Source organism: Rufibacter sp. JT20002 (genome assembly GCF_056491185.1).
Window position 1 is genome coordinate 1,991,315 of sequence record NZ_JBSZJY010000001.1, and the last position, 24,301, is coordinate 2,015,615.

The window sequence follows — 24,301 nt, forward strand, 5'->3', positions numbered from 1 at the left end:
GGCAAGGAGCTGGCCCTTCTTTTCACATGGATTGGTGAAACTAACTCACATAAACATGAACAGATCCTTTACGTTTATCTGGGTTGCTGCCCTGCTGGCAGCAGCCAGCTGTAAAACCAGCACGCCTTCTACTTCACCTGCCGCCGCGGCTAGTTCCGCTGCTGCCCCAGCGCCCGCGGTGGCTGCTAAATCTTCTAACCCTATGTACCCTAAAACCGAAAAGATAAACCACGTTGATACCTATCACAGCACCCAGGTGCCAGACCCTTACCGCTGGTTGGAAGCCGATACGGCCGACGATGTAGCAGCTTGGTTAAAAAAGCAGAACGAGGTCACATTTGATTATCTAGCCAAGATTCCGTTCAGGGAGCAGATTAGGCAGCGCTTGACACAGCTCTGGAACTACCCCAAATACGGAGCCCCCTTCCGCGAGGGAGAATATTACTACTTCTACAAAAATGACGGCCTGCAGAACCAGAGCGTACTGTACCGCCAGAAAGGCCTGAACGGCACGCCTGAGCTCTTCCTGGACCCTAACAAACTGTCAGAAGACGGCACTACTTCTTTAGGCAGCCTGGACTTCAGCAAATATGCCAAGTACGCGGTCTACACCACCTCTACCGGCGGTTCTGACTGGCGCGATGCCTATGTGCTGGATGTAGCCACGGGTAAAAAGCTGTCTGATGAGCTGCACTGGATAAAGTTTTCGGGTACCAGCTGGCACAAAGACGGGTTCTTTTACAGCCGCTATCCAGAGCCTACCCAAGGTTCTAAAATGGCCAACAAGAACGAGTACCACAAGGTCTATTACCACAAAGTAGGCACGCCGCAGAGCCAGGATCAACTCATCTGGGAAGCCAAGGCCCATCCGCTGCGCCTGTTGTTTGCCACCACCACCGAGGATGAAAAGTACTTGATTTTGACGGCCTCAGAAGGTCCCAGCAACAACTCGCTGTACGTGAAAGACCTTACTAAATCCAACAGTCCTGTTGTGCCGTTAGTAGAGCGCTTTGACAAGGAGTATGGCTTAGTGGAAAACATTGGCGACAAGCTCATCGTGCTCACCAACCAAGATGCCCCTAAGTACAAGCTCATAGAGATAGACCTCAAGAAACCGCAGCAAGCCAACTGGAAAACGCTGGTGCCGCAAACCGAGAATGTCCTGAACTATGCCTCACTGGTAGGTGGCCGCTTGATTCTGAACTACATGAAAGATGCCGCTACCTTGGTGCGGGTGCATGACACCACCGGCAAATGGTTGCATGATGTCACGCTGCCCACTATTGGTACTGCCGATGGTTTTACCGGTAAAAAAGAAGACAAGCAGGTTTTCTACACCTTCACGTCTTACACCTACCCTACCACCATCTACCAGTACGATGTGGCCTCCAACAAGTCAACCCTCTTCCGGAAATCGGAGGTAGACGTGAACATGGAAGGCTACGAGACCAAGCAGGTGTTCTACACCAGCAAAGACGGCACCAAGGTTCCTATGTTCATCACCCACAAGAAAGGCTTGGTGCTGGACGGAAACAACCCTACCTACCTCTACGCCTACGGCGGATTCAACGCTTCCATGACCCCAGGCTTCAGCATCGCCCGCATGGTGTGGCTGGAGAACGGAGGCGTGTTTGCGGTGGCGAACATTAGAGGTGGCGGCGAGTACGGCGAGGCCTGGCACAAAGCGGGAATGACACCTAACAAGCAGAACGTTTTTGACGACTTCATTGCAGCCGCTGAGTACCTGAGAGACCAGAAATACACTTCGCCTCAGAAACTGGCCATTGCCGGTGGGTCTAATGGCGGATTGCTGATTGGCGCCGTGGTAAACCAACGGCCTGATCTGTTCAAAGTGGCGCTACCGGCAGTAGGTGTGATGGACATGCTGCGGTTCCATAAGTTCACCATTGGCTGGGCATGGGTGCCGGAATATGGTTCTTCTGATGACGCGGCACAGTTCCAGAATCTCCTGAAGTTCTCTCCTATCCACAACCTTAAGGAAGGCGTGAGCTACCCCGCTACCCTAGTAACCACCGCCGACCATGACGACCGCGTAGTACCGGCACACTCATTCAAGTACATTGCCACACTGCAGGAGAAAGGTGCCGGACCAAACCCATACCTGATCAGGGTAGACGTGAAAGCCGGGCACGGCGCCGGGAAATCCACCACCGCCCAGATCGCGGAGGCTGCCGATGTATGGTCATTCGTGTATTACAACATGGGCGTAAATCCGTTTGGAGCGCAGTAGAAAATCAACGTTACCCATTGCAAAAAGCCGATGTTTTCTGAAAGCATCGGCTTTTTGCTTGTTTAAGCAAAATCAGGGCAAAAGCTAAAGCTGACATCCCTGTAAAATTGTACCCCTGGGTAGTGTCTCCTCAGGCAGATTGCTATCTTTATAGGGCAATCAAGGCACTATCTCTCGGCAAACATGGCCCGTTACCCTGACCTAAAAACCAGATTAGCTGTTGCTCCTTTCCTGGGCTTGCTGTTCAGGCACGTGGGGGAGCCGGCGCCTTTGGTGGAACTCTTGCGGAACCCAGATTACTACGCCGATTTGGCCGTCTGCATGGCCTCTATCTGGCTGCTTTGGGAGTATAACCGCTGGATTATTGAAAAGCTGGATAAACGCTATTCCTGGCTTGAGTCTCCGTTTGAGCGCTTACTGCAGCAAGCTTTTCTGGGCATTGGCATCACGCTGCTGTGGGTTACACTCATCTCCTTCGTTTACAATGAATTTATAATGGCTCAGCAGCGCGCCGAGGTGTTCAACGTCACGGTGGTGTTTGTGACCGATGTGCCGGTGGCTTTCCTGATGTTTACGGGGCTGCATCTGCTCTACACCCTACTGCGGGTGCAGCAAGAGTACGAGGCCAAACTCCGCAGCCTTCAGCAGGAATCTTCATTCATTCCTGAATTTAAGCCCGAAACGCCTACTCGCAACATCATGGCCCAACAGGGAAAATCCCTGGTGCCGGTTCCGCTCCCAGAGGTGGCGTATTTCTACAAAGCCAAAGAGCTCACTTTCTTGCGGACCTTCGCGGGAAAAGACTACCTGGTAGACGAGACGCTGGAGCACTTTGAAAATACCCTTTCCCCCGATGCTTTCTTCCGCCTGAACCGCCAGGTACTGGCCCAGATGAGTGCCGTGCAACGGTTTTCTGCGGATGGCACCGGCCGTTTACTGATTACCTTAGAGCCACCCTTCAAAGAAGAAGTTTTCGTGAGCCGAAGAAGAACCCCCGAGTTCAATGCCTGGATGCGGGAATTCGCCCTGTAGAAACCTGCCTGTTTAGAACCCCATTTCTAAGAATCAGCTCTAACACAGGCAGGCCATCCATTCGCTTCAAACTTTTACTTGTTCATAGACAACTGCTCACGCTTCTCCATGTTCCGCAGAATTTCCTCCTTCTCCAACAAAGCCGGACGAAGTTTCTTCTCTGAAAGCAACTGGAGTTGGTCTCCACGGTGTTTGCTGCCAGGTTGGGTGGCGTTGCCGTAGCTGAGCAAAACCTGGGCTTTGACCTTATCCCCGAACTCCGTGATGGCCACATACGAATCTCCGTGATAGGCGTACTCCTTGTTATCATCGGCGCTGTAGTAGTGCATAGTCCTAAAGACGCCATAGTGGCTGTGCGCGCCGTTGCCGGGCACGTTGTGATCACCCACCCTGAACCGGTGCACCTCGCCCCAGGCTACGTCTAGGGACCCGTACTTTTTCTCTACCTCGTCTGCAGTGGTCACCAGCAGGGCCACGGCTTTCTGCGGGTCTTTTAGGCCGTCTGGTGTGGTGAAAGGCTGATCAGGGTTCCAGGGCGTAGTGAACATGTCCTCGCGCAGCTTGTCAAACCAGCGGGCGAACAGGATGGCGCCCTTGCTAGTAGCCTCTGTTTGTCTGTCCCACTTTTGCAGCACGGCGGCAGCTCTTTGGGCTACCGGATCAGGGTGTTTTTGCACCGCTTTGAGCAAATCATCCAGGAAACGGTCCGCAGATTCCATGCCCGTGTTCATCTTGTAGGCCACCAGTTCGTCAAAAGAGATAGAGGCATCGTCTTTGAGCATGTTCACGGCGCGTTGCGGGCGCAAAGGCGTTTCCTGCGGAGCCATGTAAGGCGGGAAATCAGCGGGTTTGAGGGCTACGGGGTAGGTGCTGGTCCAGGGGGCGTCATTGGCGTTCTGCACAAAACCGGTGCTGGGGTTGAATACTTTGGGTAGGTCCTCGTACCGGTGGTACTGGTTCCAGATGTACTTGGAGGAGCGTCCATCTATGGTGCCGTTCCAGAAAGCCCAGTCGCCCTCGGAGCGTTTGGGCACGTTGCCGTTGAACAGGTACAGAATGTTTCCGGCCTTATCGGCGTAGATGATGTTGAACAGTGGGTTTTGCAGCATCTTGATCGCCGATTCAAACTCCTGCCAGTTCTTGGCCTGCGCCATCTTGTGGTACTGCGTGCCCAGCAAGCCGTTCTCTAACCCCGCAATGCGTACGGCGTAGGCTTTCCCGTTCTTCTCGCCTACTACCGGTCCGTGCTTAGAAGAGGCGATGACCAGATTTTCCGTTTTCACAGAACCATCGGCTTGCCGGATCTTCAGCGGCACGGTCCTTTTCTCGAAAGCCTGTACTTTGCCATCCAACAGGTAGCCGCCGTTCTGCAGCGTGAGTTCGTACCGGTCTGAGGCATCAATGGTGTTCACGGTATGGGTCCAGCCCAGGTAATCATTGAAAGCGAAGTTCAGGATCGGCAGTCCCACCAACGACGCGCCATAAGCATTGAACCCCGGCGCCGACAAGTGGGCTTCAAATAGGACAAAGAAATCTTCCCAAGGCAGGTGCGGATTAGTCACCAGCATCGCCTTCTTAGACGCCGACCGAGAAGGCGCAATGGCGTAGGCGTTGGAACCGGGCGTGATCTCGCGCACCGCTGCCCTAATGTCATCGCTGCCCAGGAACTCCAGGCAGACCACGCGGGAACTGTGGGCCAGCACATCATAGGCGGTAATAGGCAGTACTTGCTTTCTGGCTGGGTCAATGGCTTCTGGATGGGCTTGAGCATAAGCATTCACCCCGCGCACGAAGGCATCTAAATGCTGCTTGCCTTCTGATGGCTGTTGGGTATACTGCTTTTTGGCGGTCTCAGGCAAACTAAAGAGGTGCACCTGTTTGTCTGCGTTGAGGTACTTCTCGCCCCAGTATTCTGCGGCTCGGCCCCGCGCCTGTCCGTAAAGTTCCAGCAGGAGGTTGGCATGGTTGTGCATCTGCGCCCAACCGAAGGCGTAGTACATCTCGGCGGTATTCTGGCTATACACATGCGGCACGCCGTATTTGTCCCAAATGATTTCTGAGGGGGCTTTCTGGGCTTGTGCCTTACCTAAGACAGCGCAGAAAAAGAAAACCAGCCACACCATCGCTTTAAAAGATGATCTTACCTGTTTCATGATGCCTGTAGATTGATTGGGTGCTTGCCACCCCTTGGGGTTAAGATGTTTTAAGGCTTGATTTTTCATAAGGTTATGGATGTATTTTTTTTCAAGGAAAGATTTCTGCTTTGCGGGAAGGGCACTCGCCGGGGCGTTTGTCTGGGACAATAGTAAAGGGTTTGAGAACCAAAAACCGTCTTGATTAAGCGGATGGGACGTATTTTGGGGTGAGTGGTAGGTAAGCGAAAGGTGAATGGCTGCCGATGGTTGGCAGAGAAAGGACGGAAAGCGGTAGCCGCTGCTTTTTGTTTGCGCCCGCGGAGGCGTAATTTGCAGCACCATTGGCCAGAAGGCCGTTTAAGAAAGCATTATGAGTTTAACTGTATCCGTCCGGAAAGGAACCGAGGCCGACCTGCCGGGCGTGCACGCCTTGATTGTGGAATTGGCCGTCTATGAGAAAGCCCCCGATGAAGTCACCAACACCATTGATGACATGCGCCTAGATGGGTTTGGAGAACGGCCAATTTTTGAGTTCTTCGTGGCGGAGTCTGCCGAGGAAGGCATTGTGGGAATCGCGCTGTATTACACCGCTTACTCTACCTGGAAAGGAAAAATGCTGTTCCTGGAAGACATTGTGGTGACTGAGCGTCTCCGCCGGCAGGGCATTGGACGTCTGCTGTTCCATGCCGTAGCGAAAGCGGCCAAAGAAGAAAACTATAAGCGCATGAAGTGGCAGGTGCTGGATTGGAACGAGCCTGCCATTAATTTTTACCGCAGCATAGGTGCCAACCTAGACGCAGAATGGATTAACTGTAACCTGAGCCAGGAAGAACTGCAGCAGTTCTAGTTTCAATCATGGCTAAAATAAAAACAGCCTGAAAAAGCTGCGTAGAGCGTTTTCAGGCTGTTTTGTAAAATCAGGCTAGAAAGGAAGTAAAATTTAGTAGGGAAGTAACTATCCTACCACCTCAAGCACAGTCCGGAAAGACACGAACTGACCAGGGTACTGCGCTTGCATTTTCGCCTGCATGGCTTGGTCGTGCGCTTGGTGATACTCTAACAGATCATCCATGTGGCGGGCATAATACTGAATAGCGTAGGTAGTGCCGCCGTTGTCCTCTTCCTCCATTACTTTTGCAATCTGGAACTTAACAAAAAAAGTGGTGGCCATCACCTCCGGAATATGGGTTTCCTGCATCCACTGTAGCCAGTCTGCGGCTACGGTGTTGTCTATGTTTACGGTCTCGTTGAAAAGAATCATCCTCAAAAATACTGCTTATCTTGCGATAACATACAACTGAGTGCAAAAGGTGCCTTCTAAGCAACGCACGCCTAAGTTTATCTAAAATCTAATGAGAAAAGTTTTACTAGCCATGCTGATATGGCTATGTGGTGCCGCCACTGGTTTTTGCCAAACAGATTCCACCATCACGTACTTGAGTACTGCATTTAAAGAGGTTCCGCAGAGCGAGGCTGCCTATTACCGGGTGGTTCGGATCACAGATCCACGTACCGGGCGGGGTTATAAGAAAGATTTTTTCATTACCGGTGAGAAGCACGAGGAAATACACTTCAGCAAAACAGATTCTGTACGAGACGGCTTGTCCCAGACCTGGTTTAAGAACGGACAACTCAAAGAACAGAAACTGTATGTGAAGGGCAAGCCCGAGGGCAAAGCACAGGTATGGTTTGAGGACGGTAAGAAGAAATGGGAAATGACTTACAGGAACGGGGAACTGCATGACACCTTAAGAACCTATCATGTCAACCAGCAACTCAAGCGCCTGGATGTGTACGCCCAGGGAAAACTACTGAATGGACAGTGCTTCAATGAAGGGGGAACACCGGTGCCTCATTACCCCTTTGAAGTGATGCCCGAGTTCCCTGGAGGGCAAAGAGCCATGTTTCAGTTCCTGGCCAACAACATGAGAATACCCAAAGACATGCGGAAAGCCAGACAGGATGGTCAGTTAATTCTGTCCTTTGTAGTAGGAAAAGACGGGAAAGTAGAGAACATTGAGGTAGTGAAAACCACCCATGAATCTCTAGCCACCAATGGAATACAGGTAATTCAAGCCATGCCCACTTGGCATCCCGGGATACAGGATGGCGAAAAGGTGTCAGTAAAGTATACGGTTCCTTATAATATAAAGGTAAACTAACGGATGGCTGTTTTAGGGGCTGATTTCACCAAATCAGCCCCTAATCGTTTATTCTGTGTAGTCTAGGTCCTTGTTAAAGCTCTCGGGCAAGGTACTGATAGAAACCAAGGCAATAATAATAGTAATGGCTCCCAGCAACGCGGCGGTTGTCAATAAACCCAGGTCATCTTGCAGGCCCTTGAACGATAGGGTAAGCACCACAACCGCCCCACGCACGAAATTAGGAACCGTAGTGGTGACAGTAGCCCTGATGTTGGTGCCAAACTGCTCGGCCGCGATGGTCACAAATACCGCCCAGTAGCCGCTGCCAAAGCCTAAGGCCACGCACAACACATAGAAATAGGTCTCACTAGCACCTTGGGCTAACAGGAAAAGAGCCACTATTCCTGAAAGAAGCAGCAGAAACAAGACCACTACCTTTTTGCGGCTGCGTAGCTTCTGGCTCACTAGTCCGCTGGCCAAATCACCCAGGGTAAGACCCAGGTAAGAGAACGCAATACCTTTAGCAGCAGAGATAGGAACAGAAATATTCAAGGCTTGGCTGATCTCAGGTGAGAAGGTAATGAGCACGCCAATCACAAACCAGATAGGCACGCCTATAAGAATGCATTTCAGGTACTTAAAGAAGCGAGCGCCATTGGTGAAGAGACTCAGAAAGTTACCTCGGGCTACCTCTTGCCTCTGGGTCCGCTCAAACATCCCTGATTCATATACTCCTATTCTGAGCAGCAGCAGCAACAACCCTAAACCACCTCCCACAAAATAAGCCGTGCGCCAGTGGAAATACTCGCCGATAACCCCAGCTAAAATAGCCCCGGAAATCCCCACGGAGGCAACAATGGTGGTGCCATAGCCCCGTTTTTCCTTAGGGAGCACCTCGCTTACCAATGTAATACCGGCGCCTAATTCCCCGGCCAAACCAACCCCGGCAATGAATCGCAGCCAGGCGTAGGCCTCCAGGTTTGAGACAAATCCGTTGGCAATGTTCGCGGCAGAATACAAGAAAATAGAGCCGAACAGAACCGAGATCCGGCCTCGTTTATCCCCCAGAACTCCCCAGAAAATACCGCCCAATAACATGCCTGTCATTTGCATATTTATCAGACGAACCCCGTCTTCCAAGAGGGCCGTGGGGCTTGTCACCCCCAGGTCACGGAGGCTGCCAATTCTAACAATGCTAAACAGAACAAGGTCGTAAATGTCTACAAAGTAGCCTAGGGCCGCCACAATAACCGCAGTGTTTAATAGTTTACTTGTAGGAGCCGGAGAGGTAGGGATTTGCATGCAGGAAGAAGCAAGGTCGGTTAGTAAAAGCTTTTTGGATTTTAGTAATAAATCTATTGAAGCGGAGGAAATGGTATAATTAGTTTAACCACAGGTTATTAGTTTTTGTCCTGTATTTATACCGTTTCGTCGGATTATTGACAAAGACCATGTGGTGCTCTAAAAAAAAGTTATACTTTTGTTAAAGTTCTGCAACCTTCTGTCTATGATTACGTACAAACCCGCTTTTCTTTGGTTTTTATTCGCAAGCCTGATCTTCGGAATCGCTTTCCCGAAGAGTGGAACTTGTGCTACTCCAGAACCGCAAGGCAAGTCGTTGCTTTGGAAAGTAAGCGGTAAAGGGATCAAGACGTCTTATCTCTACGGGACTTTCCATCTGGTTCCCAAAAACCAGTTTGTTCTTCCTAGTAAGGTAAAACAAAAATTGCTGAAATCCCAGACGGTGGTCTTTGAAGTTGACTTGGATAGCCCAAAGCTGAGCCGGCTTCTTTCTAAGACCATGCGCATGAACCAGCCTTTAGAGTCTTTGATGACTGCGCAGGACTACAACTTGCTCACCAACTTTTTGAAAGATTCATTGGAGCGCAGCATGCAGCAGTTCCGGTACATCAAGCCAGGTTTCCTAGGGCAGTTGCTGCTTTACCCAAAGTTATTGGGTTACAGTCCCGAATCGTATGACCTGGCTTTGTTAGACCTAGCCAAGAAATGGCATAAGAACGTGTACGTGCTGGAAACCCCAGAAGAGCAGGTTGCCCTTTTTGACCAATCCACCCTGGAAGTCCAAACCTCTCAGTTGCTGAACAACGTGAAGCAGTTTGACAAGCAGCGGAAACTGATGAAGAGCATGTTAAGCCTCTACCAACAAGAAGATTTGATGGGTTTGTACCACCTCATCACCTCGCAGGAGGATGCAGCGGAGTCTAATGATATGCTACTAGACGAGCGGAACCACAAATGGCTAACTCCTATGGTGGCCATGATGAAAAATAGCCCATCTTTTGTAGCGGTAGGGGCTGCCCACCTTGCCGGTGAAGAAGGGTTAATTCAACTGTTAAGAGCCAAGGGCTACAAGGTAGAGCCTGTTTTAGAGTAGTCCATACTATCCCTTTATTAATAAGCCCAACGCATGTGAAAATGCGTTGGGCTATTTCTTTTTAGTAGTTTGTGGAAGTACAAATCCAACTTTCTAAACGGTAGCAGGATTGTGTTTCAAGGCTGCCAAGATAAGCCGTTTACGGGTTGTTTTTCCAAGAGAGGTGGTGAAGCGCAATATGGGCCCTCTGTTCTGGATGAGGAAAGCCTAGAACAAAAAAGGCCTTGGCAGATGCCAAAGCCTTTTCTAGAATTGGTGTCAATAAGCTTACCGAACAGTGATAGGGAATAATACCTCTGCATCGGTTTCACCAGTGTTAATAGTGCTGGTAGCGCTTTTCAGGTTGGGTTGGTGCTTCAACACTACTTGCAGGTTGCCGGTGGAAGCACCGGTAGTGGTTATTCTGGTTTGAATACCCACCGGACGATTGTTGGCGTCCATGTCGTTGTACACTACGGACAGGTTCAAACCGCTGGACACTACGTAGAAGAACTGGTGCTCATCTCCTTCTTCCTCTACCTCTTCTGTGATGTCTTCTGCCGGGTTTTTAGATTCATCCAGAACCTGCACCGTCACGTCATACACTTTATTTGTTGCCAGAGTGGCGCCGGTAATAACCGGTACCTGTCCGCCATCGCCATCTAAGTCACGGTAAGTGGCCGTTACAGTTGTGCCACCGCCCTGTGGAACCATGGTTAATTTTAGCGTGGTAATCAGCTCTTCCTCATTGGTGGGAATTGGATCATCGTCATTGCTGCAAGAAGTCATGAATACCGATGCGGTGAACAAAATAGCGAGGGATGGTTTCAAAAATTGTTTCATAGTGGTTAAAGTTACTCTGGTAAAAAAATACGGTTTAGAAGTTCAGCGGGATACTCACCCGCAGGGTAATGGATCTGCCTATTTCATCGGCGTAGTACCGGAAACGGTTCAGGTAATCGCGGTAGGCGGTGTTTAAGAGGTTGCGGCCGATTAAGCCTACCTCAATGGGCTGTTTGCCGAAGTGCAGGGTAGTTCCAGCCTCGGCGTTCAGCAGGAAATAACCGGCCGGTGGCATGGCGTAATCCCGAGCCAAGTAATTGTTTGGGATGTGGCGCTGCCGGGGCACGGCCAGACCGCTGACAGAAATAAAGTTTTGCGCAAATACTCCCTTGGCTCCCAGCCGGTCTACCGAGTAGCGCAGGCTGCTCTCGTAGCGGTCAGAAGGAATCCAGATCAGGTACTCATCGGCGGTACGGTTGTAAGCCCGCACCAGAGAGGCCTTGGTGGCGAACAAAAGGTGATCCGTTAACTTATAAGACGCACTTACATCTATCCCCGAGAACGTAGCATTGGTTTGTTTCTGACGGGCTGTTAAGAATGCCCCTCTGATGGTGAGCGTGGGCACGGTATCAGGTTCTTGATAGATGTAGTTGTCTATGATGTTGTGGTACACACTGATCTCACCGTTCAGGCGCTTGTTCTGCACGTACGCCAGCGTAGCCATAAAATTGTACGCCCGCTCCACGCCCAGATTCTCGTTGCCGTACTCATAGGTGCCCGTACCGTGGTGGATGCCATTGCTGTACAACTCACTGGTGGTAGGCGAACGCCAGGCCGTGGAGGCATTCAGGTTTAGATCCAGGTGCGGCCCGAAATGGTAGATGGCGCCCAGCGTACCTGACAGGTTCTGGAACCGATGAGTAGGCGTGAGCAGCTCATTGTCCAATTCAGACTGACCGGTTCTCTCCGAGGTGTCCTTGCGGTACAGTTTAGCCTGCAGGTAGCGGTAATCGTATCGAAGCCCTGCCTCCACGTGCCACTTACCTTTCTCCCAGTTCTCAATCCAGAACAAACCACCGGTATGGCTCTGGTAAAACGGCACAAAGAAACGGCCCTCGTACCGGTTGAACTGGTACTGGTACGTGGCCCCAATGCTGCCTTTCAAATTCCGGATGAGCGGATGTTCCCAAACGGCTTCGCTGCTGTGGGTGGTGATCTCAAACCTTAAGCCTGGGGTGCTTTGGTCGCCGTGGGCATCATACTCCTCGCGCTGGTTGTACTGCCGGGCGTAGGTGAAGAGCAATTTGCTGGCGGGACCAGTGCGGTAGAAGCCGTGCAGCCGGAGCAAATCATGCGTCACGTTCTGGTATGGCACGCCAATATCATAGGTGAAAGCAGCCTCCGGCTCGGGGCGTTCCCGTTGCAGGGCAGTCCGAATATCGGTGAGGTTACCCACGTGCGAGGCCGAGAACACGCCTAGCTTGGTGTCAAATCGGCTGAAAAAGGCATCCACCCCAAACTTCTCGCGGGTCCAACCGGCAGCGGCCGAGAAGTTCTGCTCCTGGTAACCGGTGTTGGCCAGGTAGTAGTCTGGGGTTTTGCTGTTCCCGGCCTTTTTGAGCGTGCCCTGCAGGCGCCAGCTCAATGACGGAATACCCGCCGGATTACTTTCCACCAAGCCCGATAGCACACCCTGGCGGTTATGGCTGACCCCTACTAGGTTCAACTCAGCACTGGTTCCAGCAGAGTCTCTCAACGGTTTAGGCTCTACCAGAATCACGCCGCCAATGGCATCAGCGCCGTAGCGTACGCCGGCGGCACCTTTTACCACGGTCAGTTCAGAGGCCACAAACGGGTCAATCTCGGGCGCGTGCTCAGAGCCCCATTGTTGGGCCTCGTGGCGCACGCCGTTGTTCATGACCAGCACGCGGTTGCTGTGCATGCCGTGAATCACGGGCTTGGCAATGCTGGGTCCGGTCTGGATGCTGGTAAGTCCCGTCATCCGTTCCAGCGACTGGGCCAGTGACTGGCCATAGGTCTGCCGAAGCTCCTGGCCGCTTAGATGGCTCGTGGCTTGGGGAATCTGCTCGCGCTGTTTGGCAATCCGAACTTCCACCGAGTGCAGCTGAAGCGCATCCGGGTGCAACCGGAAGTTAATCACTTCAGGAGCTCGAACTAGTTTCTCCAGCCGTTCTGGGTTGTAGCCAATATAAGACACCGCCAACCGGTACGTGCCGGGGCAGAGATCATGGAAATGGTAATGACCGTTAGCATCGGTGATGCTGGTGTGTTGGGTGCCTTCCAAAACCACGGTGGCACCTATCAAGGGGCTGCGGTCTTCGTGGTCCGTGACCGTGCCAGACAAAGTGATGCCGCAATCTGCATTGGCAGGAGCATCTTTTCCGGTAGGTACGGGACCGTCCTGTGCACTGACATTGACAGACGCCAAGCCAATACACAGCAGAAGCAGCACCAAATAGTTTACGTATTTGCGCAACTCAGTAAGAAAAAAGAATGGAAAAAGGAGGAGCGTCCTCCTAACCGCCTTCAAGCGTAGGGTGTTTCTTACCTGTTTTTACAAGAAACGGCTGAAAACAGCGCGACCAGGCAAGCCTGCCTTAAAGGAAAAGGAATTAACTAAGCCGGGCCACAGGTGGGCCGCGCGGAGAGGCAGTATGCGGATAGCTGAACTTCCAAATAAAGGCAAAGCCAGCTCGGTAGCGGTCTATCAACGGAATAGGAGCGGTAAACGCCACTATGGTCTCTGAGGGTTGAAAAGGCGTATTGAACAGCTCGGCCGTTGGACAGTGCGTGTGCTTGTTGTCAATGTGCGGCCGGTTCTCGTCGTGGGGTTTGTCTTCTGAGTGCGCGTGGGCGTGCAAAGCCACCAGTACCTTTTCAGGTACCATCACCCGCATAAACAGCAGGAGCAAGAGGTAGGCACTTATAGTTCTAAGACAACGCACTTTCAAATGGGGGAATAAGCAAATATAGGTCCTAAAAATAATAGTTACACAGCAATCGTCAGACAAAGAGGAAGAACGGCAACTATAGGCTATTGAAACGAGGAGGGGCGGGCTTATGTTTTTAAGCTATTTCTCAGAAACTGGGCTATAAATGAGAAATAGCTCGCTTTGTAGGAATAACAACTAACGCTTTGTCTTAACAGAATCGCGCCAGCAGGGAGTAAATGGGAAATCTGGGCCTTAACAAAATGCCTCAACTCATCATTGGCATTTGCTGGTGCTGCTCCTTCCATATTTTATCTGACATCCTGTCACTTTTGACGTAGGTGGAACAGCTTTTGCCAAGCCTCTTCAAAACCGCAATACATATCATCTTATATAAAGGAAATGGAAGAAAAAGGCACGATTTCGATTCACACCGAGAACATTTTCCCCATCATCAAGAAGTTCTTGTACTCAGACCACGAGATCTTCTTGCGTGAGTTGGTTTCAAACGCTGTAGACGCGAGCCAGAAGGCCAAGCGTTTGTCGGTGATTGGTGAACTGAAAGGCGACCTGGGTGACCTGAAGGTGACCGTGAAGGTGGACAAAGAGAAAAAGCAGATCATCATCTCGGACAACGGGATAGGGATGACCGCCGAGGAGATCAAGAAATACATCAACCAGATCGCTTTCTCTGGCGCTACTGAGTTTGTGGAGCGCTACAAAGACTCAAACGCTGACAAGAGCCAGATCATCGGGCAGTTTGGTTTAGGGTTCTACTCGGCGTTTATGGTGGCTGGCACCGTAGAAATTGACACCTTGTCACACGCAGATGGCGCTGAACCGGCCCACTGGATCTGCGACGGTTCTACCGAGTTCTCTATCACCAACGGAACCCGCACCGAGCGTGGTACTGATGTGATCTTGAACATCGCCGAAGATTCTGAGGAGTTCCTGGAAGAAGCCCGCCTGCAAACCATCCTAAACAAATACTGCAAGTTCTTACCCATTCCGGTTGAGTTCAACGGCGAGACCATCAACAACCCGAACCCAATTTGGACCAAGTCTCCGTCTGAACTTACTGACGAGGACTACAAGAACTTCTACAAAGAGCTGTATCCGTTCTCTGAGGACCCATTGTTCTGGATTCACCTGAACGTGGACTATCCGTTTAACCTCACCGGTATTCTTTACTTCCCTAAAGTGAAGAATGAATTCGATTTCCAGAAAAATAAAATCCAGCTCTACAGCCGCCAGGTATTCATTACCGATGAGGTGAAAGATGTAGTGCCGGAGTTCCTGATGCTGCTGCACGGCGTAATCGATTCTCCAGACATTCCGTTGAACGTGAGCCGCTCTTTCCTGCAGGCCGATGCGAACGTGAAGAAAATCAACACCTACATTACCCGTAAGGTAGCGGATAAACTGAACGAGATCTACAAGAAAGACCGCACCGCCTACGAAGAGAAGTGGAACGACATTGCGGTATTTGTGAAGTACGGCATGCTCTCAGACGACAAGTTCTACGAAAAAGCCAAGGACTTCGCCCTGCTGCAAAGCACCGACGAGAAATTCTACACCCTGGAAGAGTACCGCAACTACGTACAAGCGAACCAAACCGATAAGAACGGTCAATTGGTGATTCTCTACACAACTGATGCCGAGAAGCAGCACGCTTTCATTGAGACCGCCAAGAACCGCAATTATGACGTGGTGAAGCTGGATACGATGATTGATCCGCACTTCATTGGCCAGTTAGAGCAGAAATTGGAGAAAACAACCCTGAAACGCGTTGACGCCGATACCATTGACAAGCTCATTGAGACCGATGCCAAACCGGCCAGCGTGTTGTCTGAAGACGAGACCAAGCGTTTGAAAGAGTTGTTTGAAAAGGCCATCAGCAACCAGAATATGACCGTTGGCGTGGAAGCCCTGAGCACCGATGACCAACCGGTAATCATCACCTTGCCTGAGTTCATGCGCCGCATGAAAGACATGAACCGCATGGGCGGTGGCGGCATGATGATGATGGGTAATCTGCCCGACATGTACAACGTGACCATCAACGCCAACCATCCTATCAACCACCGCATCCTCAAGCACAACGATGAGCGCGGTGAGAAGATAGCCAAACAAGCCTATGACCTGGCATTACTGTCTCAGAACATGCTTTCCGGTGCAGCCTTAACGGCCTTCGTGAAACGCAGCGTAGAGCTGATTGACAAAGAGTAGTCTGTCGTTTTAAAGTATTTTTATAGAAAAGAGGCCGGAAACGTACGTTTACCGGCCTCTTTGTTTTAGGCTCCTCCCCACCTCCTTTGTCATCTTGAAAGGACCTTGTGAGCAAGCTGTAATAATGTTGTTCCAAAGCTTTTCTAGTTTGCCCACAAGATCTTTCCAAGATTAGAGGGAAAGGAAGAAATGATCAGAGTTTAACATTCCAAGTGGCACAGTTCAGAACACCTCCATGATAAGCGATTCCATTTGATAGAATAGGGTGAATAATGCAATCAGGGTAAAGCTTCTTCACCTTCGCTAGTACAATCTCGTCCTCTGGTAGACCAAAGAAAGGAAGTAGAATAATATTACCCACTTGTGCGAAGTTGATGTAACAACCTATGGCAGTAAAATCTCCTTCATCATTTTTCTCGTCTGATGGGAAGTAGGGAAAGGAGATGATCTCCAAACCTGTGTTTTTTAGAGCTCTGGTAAGACGCTTTTGCCAACTGAGGCTTTCCTGACTGAAATCATTCACCAGCAAACGATTATCGTCCAGAAACCGAACCATACCATCTGCATGGCCAGTGAAGTCATCGGGTTGACTAGGTATAATGTAGAGTTCTGCTACTTGGAGTTCAGTTTGCAAAGCTGCTTTAACTACCTCTTTGGATAAGTGGCTGTTTTCTGTGAATACCCTTTCTGTGACAATGGCTTTGCTTTTTGCCTTCACCACATTGCCGCCATCCAAATTCAGGTCTGAAGATCCGATTGTTGTATTCCAGGCAAAAGATACCTCGGTAGGATTCGTTCTGGTATGGCGGTATCTGTCATTATCCAAGTAACTTGGATGATAGGTGAACTGTACCAATTCCCCTTTTGATACCTGCACTGGCATGTAATCTCGGCACCAGATGTCCTTGGTACCATGTAAAAGGTCGTAGCTAATACCTTTTTTGTCTAAAATACTTTTTAACCGGAGCCAGAAAGGTCTGTATTTTTCTTCAGTAGCAAGCAAGGAAGAGAGATAGACAAAATTGGTTTCCTGGTCTGTAATCATTCGGCTAACCGCTTCTGCCAAACTGCTTTTATCGATTGGCCAATCTGCTTGAATTCTTCTTCTGTGAAGGTATCTGTTTTAGCGTTGTTGCACCAATAACAGGCGCAAACGATGTTGTCTAGCGTGTAAGGAGCATTAGGCCTTTTCCGATCAATTTCAAATTTTCTCCCTCTACTACGTTTCGTTAACTGCTGATTTCGCCGCCACAAGGAATCCATCTGTTCTTGGGAGATTTCGCAATAGTGGCATTGCTTTGGAGTATTATACCATTTATCAAACTCATGGAAATCCATGTCTCCCTTGAGAGATTTAGATTTCCATACTGCCAATGTAGAAGCTAATTTTTCCCGCTCAATTTTCAATTCATTCCAGAACCTTCTGCAGTCAGCCAGTGGAATATCGTGCTTCTCGGCTATTTCGTGGTATTTAACTTGTTCAACTACTGCAAGTCGTAAGAATTTTTGTTCTGTTGTTTCTTCCATTGAGGCTGTAGCTTGCTTAAGTGCATCTCCCATCAATGGTTAATATATGAAGTTTCTTATATAAGTAGGCTCTGCAAAACAAAAATGCCTAGGGATTGCGTTAATCTGTTGCCAGACCAAACAATTGAGAAGGAACTGCGCCACTAGCCTGATTTTACATAGCCTGTAACTTCTGCTCAGAAGCATTAATAATTATCCCAGCCTCTTTGTATTTTCTTAGAAGAGCATTGGCCTGGGTCTTATCAGGTCGTAAGAGGGCTTTGAAGTAGGGCTGCACCAACTTGTTTGCCTCAGATTGAGGGGCACATTTGTGTAATTCCTGATAGGCCACGGCGAAGTAGGTGTCTATTTTATTCCTCCTTTCCAAGGAAAGAACGGGGGTGTTTACAAGGCCTTCCAGCAACACGGTGTAGTAGTATTTCTTTTTGGCCTTGCTTTCCTGAGCGTAGATAAAGGAAGGATTTCGGTTTACAAAGTTTTCCCACCAGATCACTCGGCTCACCAATTCTTCTTCTACAATCGCGAGGCCGCCTACATCAGCAAAGCCTATTTTGGTTTCTTTGTTTACCTGCTCCAGGTACTCTTTCAGGCTAGGGCTGAGGAAGGTGTAGAAGTGAGTGGCTATAAACTCGCGATGCTGTTTTAAGTAAGTACCGTTTTCTGCTGGGGCAATTTCAAAACCGTTGGCTTGCAGAGTTTGGTTGGAGGCCTGCTGCTTCTGCGTGCTTTGGGAAGAATTAGAGCTCTCAGAAGCCACTAATGTGGTGAAACTTGTTGCGTGGCTGCGGTGGTTCTTGTTGAGGTTTCTGTCTACCTTTTGATAAAACTGCTCAAAAACTGCGTAGGCAGAATCTGCCAGTGCCGTAGGTTTTCCTTTGAACAGAGAGGCATATTCTTCGGCGGCCTCTGAGACATTCTCTACCTCGGTACTGTCTAGATGAGAGACAAACTCCTGGTACTCTACAAGGGGAGAGTGGTTAGGCTTTATTTGCTGGACCAGAGACAGAAGAACTGTGCTTACCCCACTTACTTGCAGATTGGCTTTTTGCTGGCAAGCAATCGTAAAAAGGACGGCAAAGATGGGCAGAAGGTACATTTTCTTCATAGACTTACATAAATATGTTTCTATGCCACTAAGAGGTGGTGGTTCAATATACAAAATACTTGAGCTCAGCAACCCAGTTAACAGGCTACTTTCAACAAAACAGGTTAAAATCATTGCTTAAACCAAATGCCGCCCAAGCCTTTTACCTGCTAAAAAAGGTTTCTATCTAGCCCTTGCGTCAATTACATTGGTACTTTGAATCCAATGCTTCATCTTGCATCATAATTTCAGGTTTTCTCCCAGACTATGACCAACTCTTTGTTATCGTACCTTTCCATAGGCCTGCTCACCTTGGTGTTAGGCTGCTCTTCCTGTTCTAAATCTACTAATACTGCCGCTACTTCTTCCGCCCAAAGTAAAGCAACCTCGGCCAAACCCGGCAAAGCTTTGATGACGGGTGCTGACCAAACGGAGAAATATGTGCCCTACCTGAAAGGCAAGAAAGTAGCCATGGTGGTGAACCAGTCTTCCACCATCGGGGGAAAGCCCAGTGTAGATAGTTTATTAGCCTCAGGGATTCAGATTGTGAAGGTGTTTGGGCCGGAGCACGGGTTCCGGGGCAATGCCAGCAACGGCGCGAAGGTAGACGATGAGGTAGACGCCAAAACCGGTATACCCATCATCTCTCTATACGGCAAAAAGCGGAAGCCCAGCAAAGAAGACCTAGCCGGTGTGGATGTGCTCATCTATGACATCCAGGACGTAGGCGTTCGCTTCTACACCAACATCAACACCCTGCGTGATGTGATGGAGTCTGCCGCTGAGCACAGCGTGGAACTGATGGTACTAGACCGCCCCAACCCGCACGCGTACATGATTGACGGACCTATTCTGGACATGAAGTACAAATCAGGCATCGGGCAGTTTCCTATTCCTATAGCGCACGGGCTTACGGTAGGCGAGTTTGCCCAGATGGTGAACGGCGAAGGCTGGATGGAGAAAGGCCTGAAACTGAACAAACTCAACATCATCAAACTGGCCAATTACCACCATGACATGCCGTATGTGCTGCCCGTAAACCCCTCGCCTAACCTGAATACTGCGCAAAGTGTGATGCTATACCCCAGCTTATGTCTGTTTGAAGGAACCATCATCAGTCAGGGACGCGGCACGCAAATGCCCTTCACCGTTTTAGGCGCACCAGCTTTAAAAGGCAAATACGATTTCACTTTCACGCCAATCAGCATCAAGGGCATGAGTGAAACGCCGCTGCACATGAACGAGGTTTGCTATGGCTTAGATCTTCGGAAATACGATGTAGAGCAACTAAGAAAAAAACGCCAGATCAACCTGAGCTGGATGATAGAACTGTACAAAGCCTATCCAGAGAAAGCGCGGTTCTTTGACTCTTCCTATAGCAAGCAGATGGGCGTGATTGAACGACTAGCCGGCGTAGCCGATTTCCGGAAACAGATAGAAGAAGGCTGGTCTGAAGCTAAAATCAGGGAAACCTGGGAGCCCGGCTTAAAAGCCTATAAGGAGATGCGGAAGAAGTACCTGCTGTATCCGTGAGAGAAAAACTAGAAGCAGAAATGCTTCTGTTTTAAACCCGTTTTTACCAAAAGAGGCCGGAAATGCTCCGGCCTCTTTTCTTTTTTAGATTAAGTAAATCTCTACAAGTGCGCGGTCAGCTTTTGCTCCAGCACCTTCTTGGGAACTGCACCTACCTGTTTTTCCACCACTTGTCCGTTTTTGATGACCAGGATGGTAGGCATGCTCCGGATGCCGTATTTAGCGGAGATGACCGGGTTACTATCCACATCCAGCTTGCCGATGATGGCTTTGCCCTCGTATTCCTTCGCTAATTCCTCCACCAACGGACTGACCATGCGGCAAGGACCGCACCACTCGGCCCAGAAATCTACCAACACAGGTTTATCAGATTGAAGAAACTCTTCAAAGGTGGCGTCTGAGAAATGAACTGCTTTTACCATTTTGCTTTTGTTTAAGTACAAGGCAAAAGTAGCCGCGGCGGTGTGCTCAGGATTGTATCAGAACGACATTCTGCGATTAGATGCGGAGGCCCGGGTCTTGCGGGTCTTCGGAGAAAAAGGTGCGAGGCGTTACTCCGGAAAGCTCCTTGAAATCACGGTTGAAGTGGGCCTGGTCATAGTAGCCGCTGGAGAGGGCTAATTGGGTAAAGCTTTGTGTGGGCTGCTGCTTGTACTGTTGCAGGGCATACCGGAACCGCTGGATTTTAGCGTATTCGCGCGGACTGAAGCCCAACAGGTGCTTGAAACGCCGTTCAAACTGTCGGCGGGAGGTGTGCATCTGTTCAAAGATCTTCTCTACATCGGGTTGCTGCCCGGCATCAATATCGGCTTTAATCAACTGCTGGAGCGAGGTGTCAGGGTTGTTCTTCTGAACGAGGTGCTCGGTTAAGAAGTGAATCAGCAGTTCCAACCGCTCTGCATTTGTAGAGGCATTGGTAATCTGGGGTTCTAAGTCTCTAAGGCTACTTCCGAATACTTCCTGTACTGGCGTTACTTGGTCCTTTACCTCTTGCCCCGAGGTTCTGAACAGCAGGCTGGCCGTGTACGGGTACAAGGCCGCGCCTAATATCCCGAAACTTTCCTGCGTCACCAGGGTGGTGGGTTTACTGGTGGGGCCAAGCAGGTTGAACTCCGGCACGGCTTGATCTGAAGACGGAGAAACAAAGGCTCCCTTGAAGTGGAAGGTAAGCTGTGCACACCCATTCGCCACGGAGCTAAAGTGGTAGGGTGCGGAGATATCCTGCCCCTCGGCTATCCAGAAATAGCGCACGTACTCCGCCAAATGCGGTGGCGGCGGAATCTGTTGGTAAGAAGTGGTATGCGCCATGCCTGAAAGAATTTGGGACAACAGGTGTAGGAAATCTGCCCTGCTAAAGTAAAAATTCTTCCAGACTTCGGCTACAGGGATACCAGCGAAGGTTGCGTGGGTATAGGAGCCGTTTTCCTGGAATTCAGCCACAAACTGAGCAGCAACAACAGAAACAAAACTCCACAACTGGCCGCCAGCATTAAGGGAACATTAGGGAGTTTAAACCAAAGCGTCACCAGCAGCATATTGCCCACTGCCTGACCAATGATTACCTTCTGCAAAGTGTTGAGGAAAGCGGGAAGCAGCACGCAGGCACCAGTCGCTAGAAAGGTCAGCATCCCGAAGGTGTTGGTGAGCACCATGTTGAAAGGCGCCGCGGCCATGGTCAGCAAAGCCAGTGTCAAGACAAGCCACGGCAGTCTACCGCTTCGGAAAGCCTCTAAAGGAGAAGAGTTGACCATCGGGTGGGCCGAAGGAGAAAACAGAAACAGGAACCGCTTGTATTCATACAGCAGCAACATCACGTTCAGCAGCAGGAAGACGGCATTGACATAGGGTGTGCCTGTCCAGTTCTGCGAGACAGTGACGGCCAGAATGGACACATTCATGGGCACCAGCATAATGGCGCCCAATGTGCTGAACCGCTGCGTAAACAGCAAAGCCCCGCAAATGACTTGGCAGCCCGCCACCACCTGCGCAAACAACCCCAAGCCATGCTTTGCAAGAGCCTCTTCCAACCAGGGTGGGCCAATCAGTTGCCCAAACTGCCCATGCGTGAGTTTGCAAATACCCGCCGAAAAGAAGATGTACCCCAAAAACAGACGGATAAGGAGTACGAGGAAGTCTTTGTTTTTGACCATGGCCTTTCAATTGTTAGAACCTGAACAGAGCCACTTCACCCAAAGCCGCTCCGTTGATGACCACAAGTAAAGAAGCTTCTTCCTCCTCTGAAAATCTTTTAGACCAACCGCCACATCATCTAGACAAACTCCGGCTTCTCACCTGAACCTCAGTAAAATGGAGGTGGGGTCTATACGTTTAGAAGGCGTTTAAACAAAAAGAGGCCGAAATCGCTTCGACCTCTTTTTAGAAAATAATAGTAGAAACGCCTAAGCGCCTATTTTCACCGAGGTCATGGTCAAAGACCCGCCCACCATTTTATCGTTGAAGAACGATGTTTCCTCGTCTTTGCCTTGTAAGCCCAGTGTGTAGAGCAGCGGCAGATAATGCTCCACTGTAGGGATGGCCATGAGGGCTTCTTTGCCCAAAGTCTGGTAGTTGATGAGCGGCTGATGATCACGGTTCAGGATGAGGTCTTTGAATTTCTCATTGATGGTGTGGGTCCAGTCATAGCCGCCGCCGTTGATCATGCTCCAACTGATCATGCGCAGGTTATGCACCATGTTGCCGCTGCCCACAATCAATACGCCTTTCTTGCGCAAAGCCGTCAGTTCCTTGGCCAGATCATAGTGATACTGCGGCCCTTTGGTGTAGTCAATGCTGAGTTGCAGCACCGGAACGTTGGCCTCAGGGTACATGTGCCGGATGATGGTCCAGGTGCCGTGGTCCAGTCCCCAGTCGTGGTCCAGTTCTACGGGCGTGGCGGTGATCAAAGAAGCCGTTTCCTTCGCCAAAGCGGCATCTCCGGGCGAGGGGTACTGCACCGCAAACAGCTCTTTCGGAAAGCCGCCAAAGTCATGGATGGTCTGCGGGAAGTCCATGGCCGTGATCTTGGTGCCCTTGGTAAACCAGTGCGCCGACACGACCAGCACCGCTTTAGGCGTAGGTATTTCCTGCGCCAATTTCTTCCACCGCTGGCTGAATTCGTTGTCTTCAATGCCGTTCATAGGCGAGCCGTGCCCAATGAAGAGCACCGGCATGGTATAGTCTTGAGGCGTTAAATCCTCAGTAAATTTTCTGAATGCACTTAAAGTAGTCATCGCTATTGCTCCTCCTGCTACTGATTTGATAAAGGTTCTTCTTTCCACGGATGTAATTTTTGTGCGTGAAAAACGGGTGAACCGCTTAAAGCAGGTATCTAGTAAACATAACTGCTGCCACCTCTGGTTCACTAAGCAAAGATTGTGTGCACCGCAGTTGAAAAGAATAGTTACTTAAGAAATAGGTTGTTGGTACAGCTTTAGCTCTGCAGATTTGATGGTGCTGTAGAACTCAGATTAACTCGCTGCACATGTACATGTAATAAGTAGAACTCTTGCTTTAAACAAACAGATAAAAAGCGCTTGTCAAACATTCCTCTTTTTAACAGGCAGGGATTTTCTGCCTAATGCTACTTTATTCATAATAGATAAACTGCCTAAGAAGTACTCCTAAAACATAGTTGTATCTGTTTACCATCACTTATCAAGCAACTCTTTCCGGATACGGCTCAGAGATTCGGGAGTCAGCCCCAGATAAGAGGCAATCATCCAAAGCGGCAAACGCAGAGCCAAAGACGGATACGTCTCAATAAAGCCCAGGTACCGCTGTTCCCCGGTTTCACTCAGGTGGCTGATGAGCCGTCTCTGAAAAGAACGAAGGCTATTTAGCTGTAAGCCACTCATCATCTGAGGCATGTTTGGGGCTACCTGGTTTAACTCGTCAAAAAAGAAAGGATCTATGGCTACCAGGTCTGTCGCTTCAATGGCATCAATGTAAAAGATGGCGGGTTCCTTCTTGAATAAACTGATTTGTTCGGCTATCCACCAGTTTTCGGGCGCGAACTGGATGATGTGTTCTTTTCCCTTTGCGTCAATGACATAGCTCCGCAAACATCCTTTAAGCACAAAACTACCATACTGGCAAACTTCCCCTACCCGGAGCAGTATTTGTCCCTTCTCCACGCGCCGTGTTTTCAGGTGAGGCTTCAGTTGAGAAAGCAATTGCTCATTGATAGCCAGCTTAGAACGCAAATAATCAAAGAAGGCTTCTACCATTTTTAGAAAGGTGTATAGGGTGTTAACTAGTT

21 protein-coding genes are annotated in these 24,301 nt (G+C 49.9%); 7 read left to right on the plus strand and 14 right to left on the minus strand.

Going from position 1 to position 24,301, the window contains the following annotated elements; genetic code table 11:
- The first annotated feature begins 55 nt into the window (after nt 1-55).
- Both ACW9SV_RS07920 and ACW9SV_RS07925 read left to right on the plus strand, forming a co-directional pair.
- On the plus strand, nt 56-2,251 hold the full coding sequence (locus ACW9SV_RS07920; protein ID WP_479556197.1) for a prolyl oligopeptidase family serine peptidase: 2,196 nt from the start codon (nt 56-58) through the stop codon (nt 2,249-2,251).
- Nucleotides 2,252-2,434: 183 nt separating this feature from the next.
- Nucleotides 2,435-3,283 (plus strand): LytR/AlgR family response regulator transcription factor, encoded by an 849-nt coding sequence (locus ACW9SV_RS07925; protein ID WP_479556198.1) that lies wholly within the window; start codon nt 2,435-2,437, stop codon nt 3,281-3,283.
- A gap of 74 nt (nt 3,284-3,357) precedes the next feature.
- Here the strand turns inward: ACW9SV_RS07925 and ACW9SV_RS07930 are convergent, their stop codons facing one another.
- A complete protein-coding gene (locus ACW9SV_RS07930; protein ID WP_479556199.1) occupies nt 3,358-5,505 on the minus strand; it encodes an acylase in 2,148 nt (715 codons plus the stop codon).
- A gap of 283 nt (nt 5,506-5,788) precedes the next feature.
- Between ACW9SV_RS07930 and ACW9SV_RS07935 the strand changes: the two genes are divergently transcribed.
- Nucleotides 5,789-6,265, plus strand: a complete 477-nt coding sequence (locus ACW9SV_RS07935; protein ID WP_479556200.1) for an N-acetyltransferase family protein — start codon at nt 5,789-5,791, stop codon at nt 6,263-6,265.
- 108 nt (nt 6,266-6,373) lie between these two features.
- On the opposite strand, the gene ACW9SV_RS07940 is transcribed toward ACW9SV_RS07935, so the two are convergent.
- Nucleotides 6,374-6,679 (minus strand): DUF4286 family protein, encoded by a 306-nt coding sequence (locus tag ACW9SV_RS07940; RefSeq protein WP_479556518.1) that lies wholly within the window; start codon nt 6,677-6,679, stop codon nt 6,374-6,376.
- A gap of 91 nt (nt 6,680-6,770) precedes the next feature.
- Here ACW9SV_RS07940 and ACW9SV_RS07945 point away from each other — a divergent pair, with 91 nt between their 5' ends.
- Nucleotides 6,771-7,580: a TonB family protein gene (locus tag ACW9SV_RS07945; protein ID WP_479556201.1), complete on the plus strand. Its 810-nt coding sequence runs from the start codon at nt 6,771-6,773 to the stop codon at nt 7,578-7,580.
- 48 nt (nt 7,581-7,628) lie between these two features.
- On the opposite strand, the gene ACW9SV_RS07950 is transcribed toward ACW9SV_RS07945, so the two are convergent.
- On the minus strand, nt 7,629-8,864 hold the full coding sequence (locus ACW9SV_RS07950; RefSeq protein ID WP_479556202.1) for an MFS transporter: 1,236 nt from the start codon (nt 8,862-8,864) through the stop codon (nt 7,629-7,631).
- Nucleotides 8,865-9,069: 205 nt separating this feature from the next.
- Between ACW9SV_RS07950 and ACW9SV_RS07955 the strand changes: the two genes are divergently transcribed.
- A complete protein-coding gene (locus ACW9SV_RS07955; RefSeq protein WP_479556203.1) occupies nt 9,070-9,957 on the plus strand; it encodes a TraB/GumN family protein in 888 nt (295 codons plus the stop codon).
- 267 nt (nt 9,958-10,224) lie between these two features.
- Here the strand turns inward: ACW9SV_RS07955 and ACW9SV_RS07960 are convergent, their stop codons facing one another.
- From ACW9SV_RS07960 to ACW9SV_RS07970, 3 genes are all read right to left on the minus strand, one after another.
- Nucleotides 10,225-10,779, minus strand: a complete 555-nt coding sequence (locus ACW9SV_RS07960) for a hypothetical protein (protein ID WP_479556204.1) — start codon at nt 10,777-10,779, stop codon at nt 10,225-10,227.
- 34 nt (nt 10,780-10,813) lie between these two features.
- Nucleotides 10,814-13,216 carry a TonB-dependent receptor gene (locus ACW9SV_RS07965; RefSeq protein ID WP_479556205.1) on the minus strand — a complete coding sequence of 801 codons (2,403 nt, stop codon included), beginning with the start codon at nt 13,214-13,216 and terminating at the stop codon, nt 10,814-10,816.
- Between the two features lie 136 nt (nt 13,217-13,352).
- Nucleotides 13,353-13,652 carry a hypothetical protein gene (locus ACW9SV_RS07970; protein WP_479556206.1) on the minus strand — a complete coding sequence of 100 codons (300 nt, stop codon included), beginning with the start codon at nt 13,650-13,652 and terminating at the stop codon, nt 13,353-13,355.
- Between the two features lie 420 nt (nt 13,653-14,072).
- Between ACW9SV_RS07970 and htpG the strand changes: the two genes are divergently transcribed.
- Nucleotides 14,073-15,899, plus strand: a complete 1,827-nt coding sequence (gene htpG, locus ACW9SV_RS07975; RefSeq protein WP_479556207.1) for a molecular chaperone HtpG — start codon at nt 14,073-14,075, stop codon at nt 15,897-15,899.
- Between the two features lie 193 nt (nt 15,900-16,092).
- On the opposite strand, the gene ACW9SV_RS07980 is transcribed toward htpG, so the two are convergent.
- From ACW9SV_RS07980 to ACW9SV_RS07990, 3 genes are all read right to left on the minus strand, one after another.
- Nucleotides 16,093-16,965, minus strand: a complete 873-nt coding sequence (locus tag ACW9SV_RS07980) for an agmatine deiminase family protein (RefSeq protein WP_479556208.1) — start codon at nt 16,963-16,965, stop codon at nt 16,093-16,095.
- Nucleotides 16,941-17,459: a hypothetical protein gene (locus ACW9SV_RS07985; protein WP_479556209.1), complete on the minus strand. Its 519-nt coding sequence runs from the start codon at nt 17,457-17,459 to the stop codon at nt 16,941-16,943. Before ACW9SV_RS07985 ends, ACW9SV_RS07980 begins: the two co-directional genes overlap by 25 nt.
- Nucleotides 17,460-17,580: 121 nt before the next feature.
- Nucleotides 17,581-18,531, minus strand: a complete 951-nt coding sequence (locus ACW9SV_RS07990; protein ID WP_479556210.1) for a hypothetical protein — start codon at nt 18,529-18,531, stop codon at nt 17,581-17,583.
- A 246-nt stretch (nt 18,532-18,777) separates the two neighbouring features.
- On the opposite strand from ACW9SV_RS07990, the gene ACW9SV_RS07995 reads away from it, so the two are divergent.
- Nucleotides 18,778-20,043 (plus strand): exo-beta-N-acetylmuramidase NamZ family protein, encoded by a 1,266-nt coding sequence (locus tag ACW9SV_RS07995; protein ID WP_479556211.1) that lies wholly within the window; start codon nt 18,778-18,780, stop codon nt 20,041-20,043.
- 101 nt (nt 20,044-20,144) lie between these two features.
- Here the strand turns inward: ACW9SV_RS07995 and trxA are convergent, their stop codons facing one another.
- The 5 genes from trxA to ACW9SV_RS08020 form a co-directional block, all read right to left on the minus strand.
- Complete coding sequence (trxA, locus tag ACW9SV_RS08000; RefSeq protein ID WP_479556212.1) at nt 20,145-20,465, minus strand: thioredoxin; 321 nt, start codon at nt 20,463-20,465, stop codon at nt 20,145-20,147.
- Between the two features lie 76 nt (nt 20,466-20,541).
- Nucleotides 20,542-21,351: an AraC family transcriptional regulator gene (locus ACW9SV_RS08005; RefSeq protein ID WP_479556213.1), complete on the minus strand. Its 810-nt coding sequence runs from the start codon at nt 21,349-21,351 to the stop codon at nt 20,542-20,544.
- Between the two features lie 71 nt (nt 21,352-21,422).
- Nucleotides 21,423-22,193: a DoxX family membrane protein gene (locus tag ACW9SV_RS08010; protein ID WP_479556214.1), complete on the minus strand. Its 771-nt coding sequence runs from the start codon at nt 22,191-22,193 to the stop codon at nt 21,423-21,425.
- A 249-nt stretch (nt 22,194-22,442) separates the two neighbouring features.
- Nucleotides 22,443-23,273, minus strand: coding sequence for a 4,5-DOPA-extradiol-dioxygenase (gene ygiD, locus ACW9SV_RS08015; protein WP_479556519.1), 831 nt, complete (start codon nt 23,271-23,273; stop codon nt 22,443-22,445).
- A gap of 417 nt (nt 23,274-23,690) precedes the next feature.
- Complete coding sequence (locus tag ACW9SV_RS08020; RefSeq protein ID WP_479556215.1) at nt 23,691-24,269, minus strand: Crp/Fnr family transcriptional regulator; 579 nt, start codon at nt 24,267-24,269, stop codon at nt 23,691-23,693.
- Nucleotides 24,270-24,301: the final 32 nt, after the last annotated feature.

What these genes read in the sequence shown, in the direction of transcription:
- ACW9SV_RS07940 (WP_479556518.1), bottom strand. Translation starts at nt 6,679, where the DNA reads ATGATTCTTTTCAACGAGACCGTAAACATAGACAACACCGTAGCCGCA.
- ACW9SV_RS08010 (WP_479556214.1), bottom strand. Translation starts at nt 22,193, where the DNA reads ATGGTCAAAAACAAAGACTTCCTCGTACTCCTTATCCGTCTGTTTTTG.
- ACW9SV_RS07955 (WP_479556203.1), top strand. Translation starts at nt 9,070, where the DNA reads ATGATTACGTACAAACCCGCTTTTCTTTGGTTTTTATTCGCAAGCCTG.
- ACW9SV_RS07925 (WP_479556198.1), top strand. Translation starts at nt 2,435, where the DNA reads ATGGCCCGTTACCCTGACCTAAAAACCAGATTAGCTGTTGCTCCTTTC.
- ACW9SV_RS07950 (WP_479556202.1), bottom strand. Translation starts at nt 8,864, where the DNA reads ATGCAAATCCCTACCTCTCCGGCTCCTACAAGTAAACTATTAAACACT.
- ACW9SV_RS07985 (WP_479556209.1), bottom strand. Translation starts at nt 17,459, where the DNA reads ATGGGAGATGCACTTAAGCAAGCTACAGCCTCAATGGAAGAAACAACA.
- trxA (WP_479556212.1), bottom strand. Translation starts at nt 20,465, where the DNA reads ATGGTAAAAGCAGTTCATTTCTCAGACGCCACCTTTGAAGAGTTTCTT.
- ACW9SV_RS07935 (WP_479556200.1), top strand. Translation starts at nt 5,789, where the DNA reads ATGAGTTTAACTGTATCCGTCCGGAAAGGAACCGAGGCCGACCTGCCG.
- ygiD (WP_479556519.1), bottom strand. Translation starts at nt 23,273, where the DNA reads ATGACTACTTTAAGTGCATTCAGAAAATTTACTGAGGATTTAACGCCT.
- ACW9SV_RS07945 (WP_479556201.1), top strand. Translation starts at nt 6,771, where the DNA reads ATGAGAAAAGTTTTACTAGCCATGCTGATATGGCTATGTGGTGCCGCC.
- ACW9SV_RS07930 (WP_479556199.1), bottom strand. Translation starts at nt 5,505, where the DNA reads ATGAAAAATCAAGCCTTAAAACATCTTAACCCCAAGGGGTGGCAAGCA.
- ACW9SV_RS07990 (WP_479556210.1), bottom strand. Translation starts at nt 18,531, where the DNA reads ATGAAGAAAATGTACCTTCTGCCCATCTTTGCCGTCCTTTTTACGATT.
- ACW9SV_RS07920 (WP_479556197.1), top strand. Translation starts at nt 56, where the DNA reads ATGAACAGATCCTTTACGTTTATCTGGGTTGCTGCCCTGCTGGCAGCA.
- ACW9SV_RS07960 (WP_479556204.1), bottom strand. Translation starts at nt 10,779, where the DNA reads ATGAAACAATTTTTGAAACCATCCCTCGCTATTTTGTTCACCGCATCG.
- htpG (WP_479556207.1), top strand. Translation starts at nt 14,073, where the DNA reads ATGGAAGAAAAAGGCACGATTTCGATTCACACCGAGAACATTTTCCCC.
- ACW9SV_RS08005 (WP_479556213.1), bottom strand. Translation starts at nt 21,351, where the DNA reads ATGGCGCATACCACTTCTTACCAACAGATTCCGCCGCCACCGCATTTG.
- ACW9SV_RS08020 (WP_479556215.1), bottom strand. Translation starts at nt 24,269, where the DNA reads ATGGTAGAAGCCTTCTTTGATTATTTGCGTTCTAAGCTGGCTATCAAT.
- ACW9SV_RS07995 (WP_479556211.1), top strand. Translation starts at nt 18,778, where the DNA reads ATGACCAACTCTTTGTTATCGTACCTTTCCATAGGCCTGCTCACCTTG.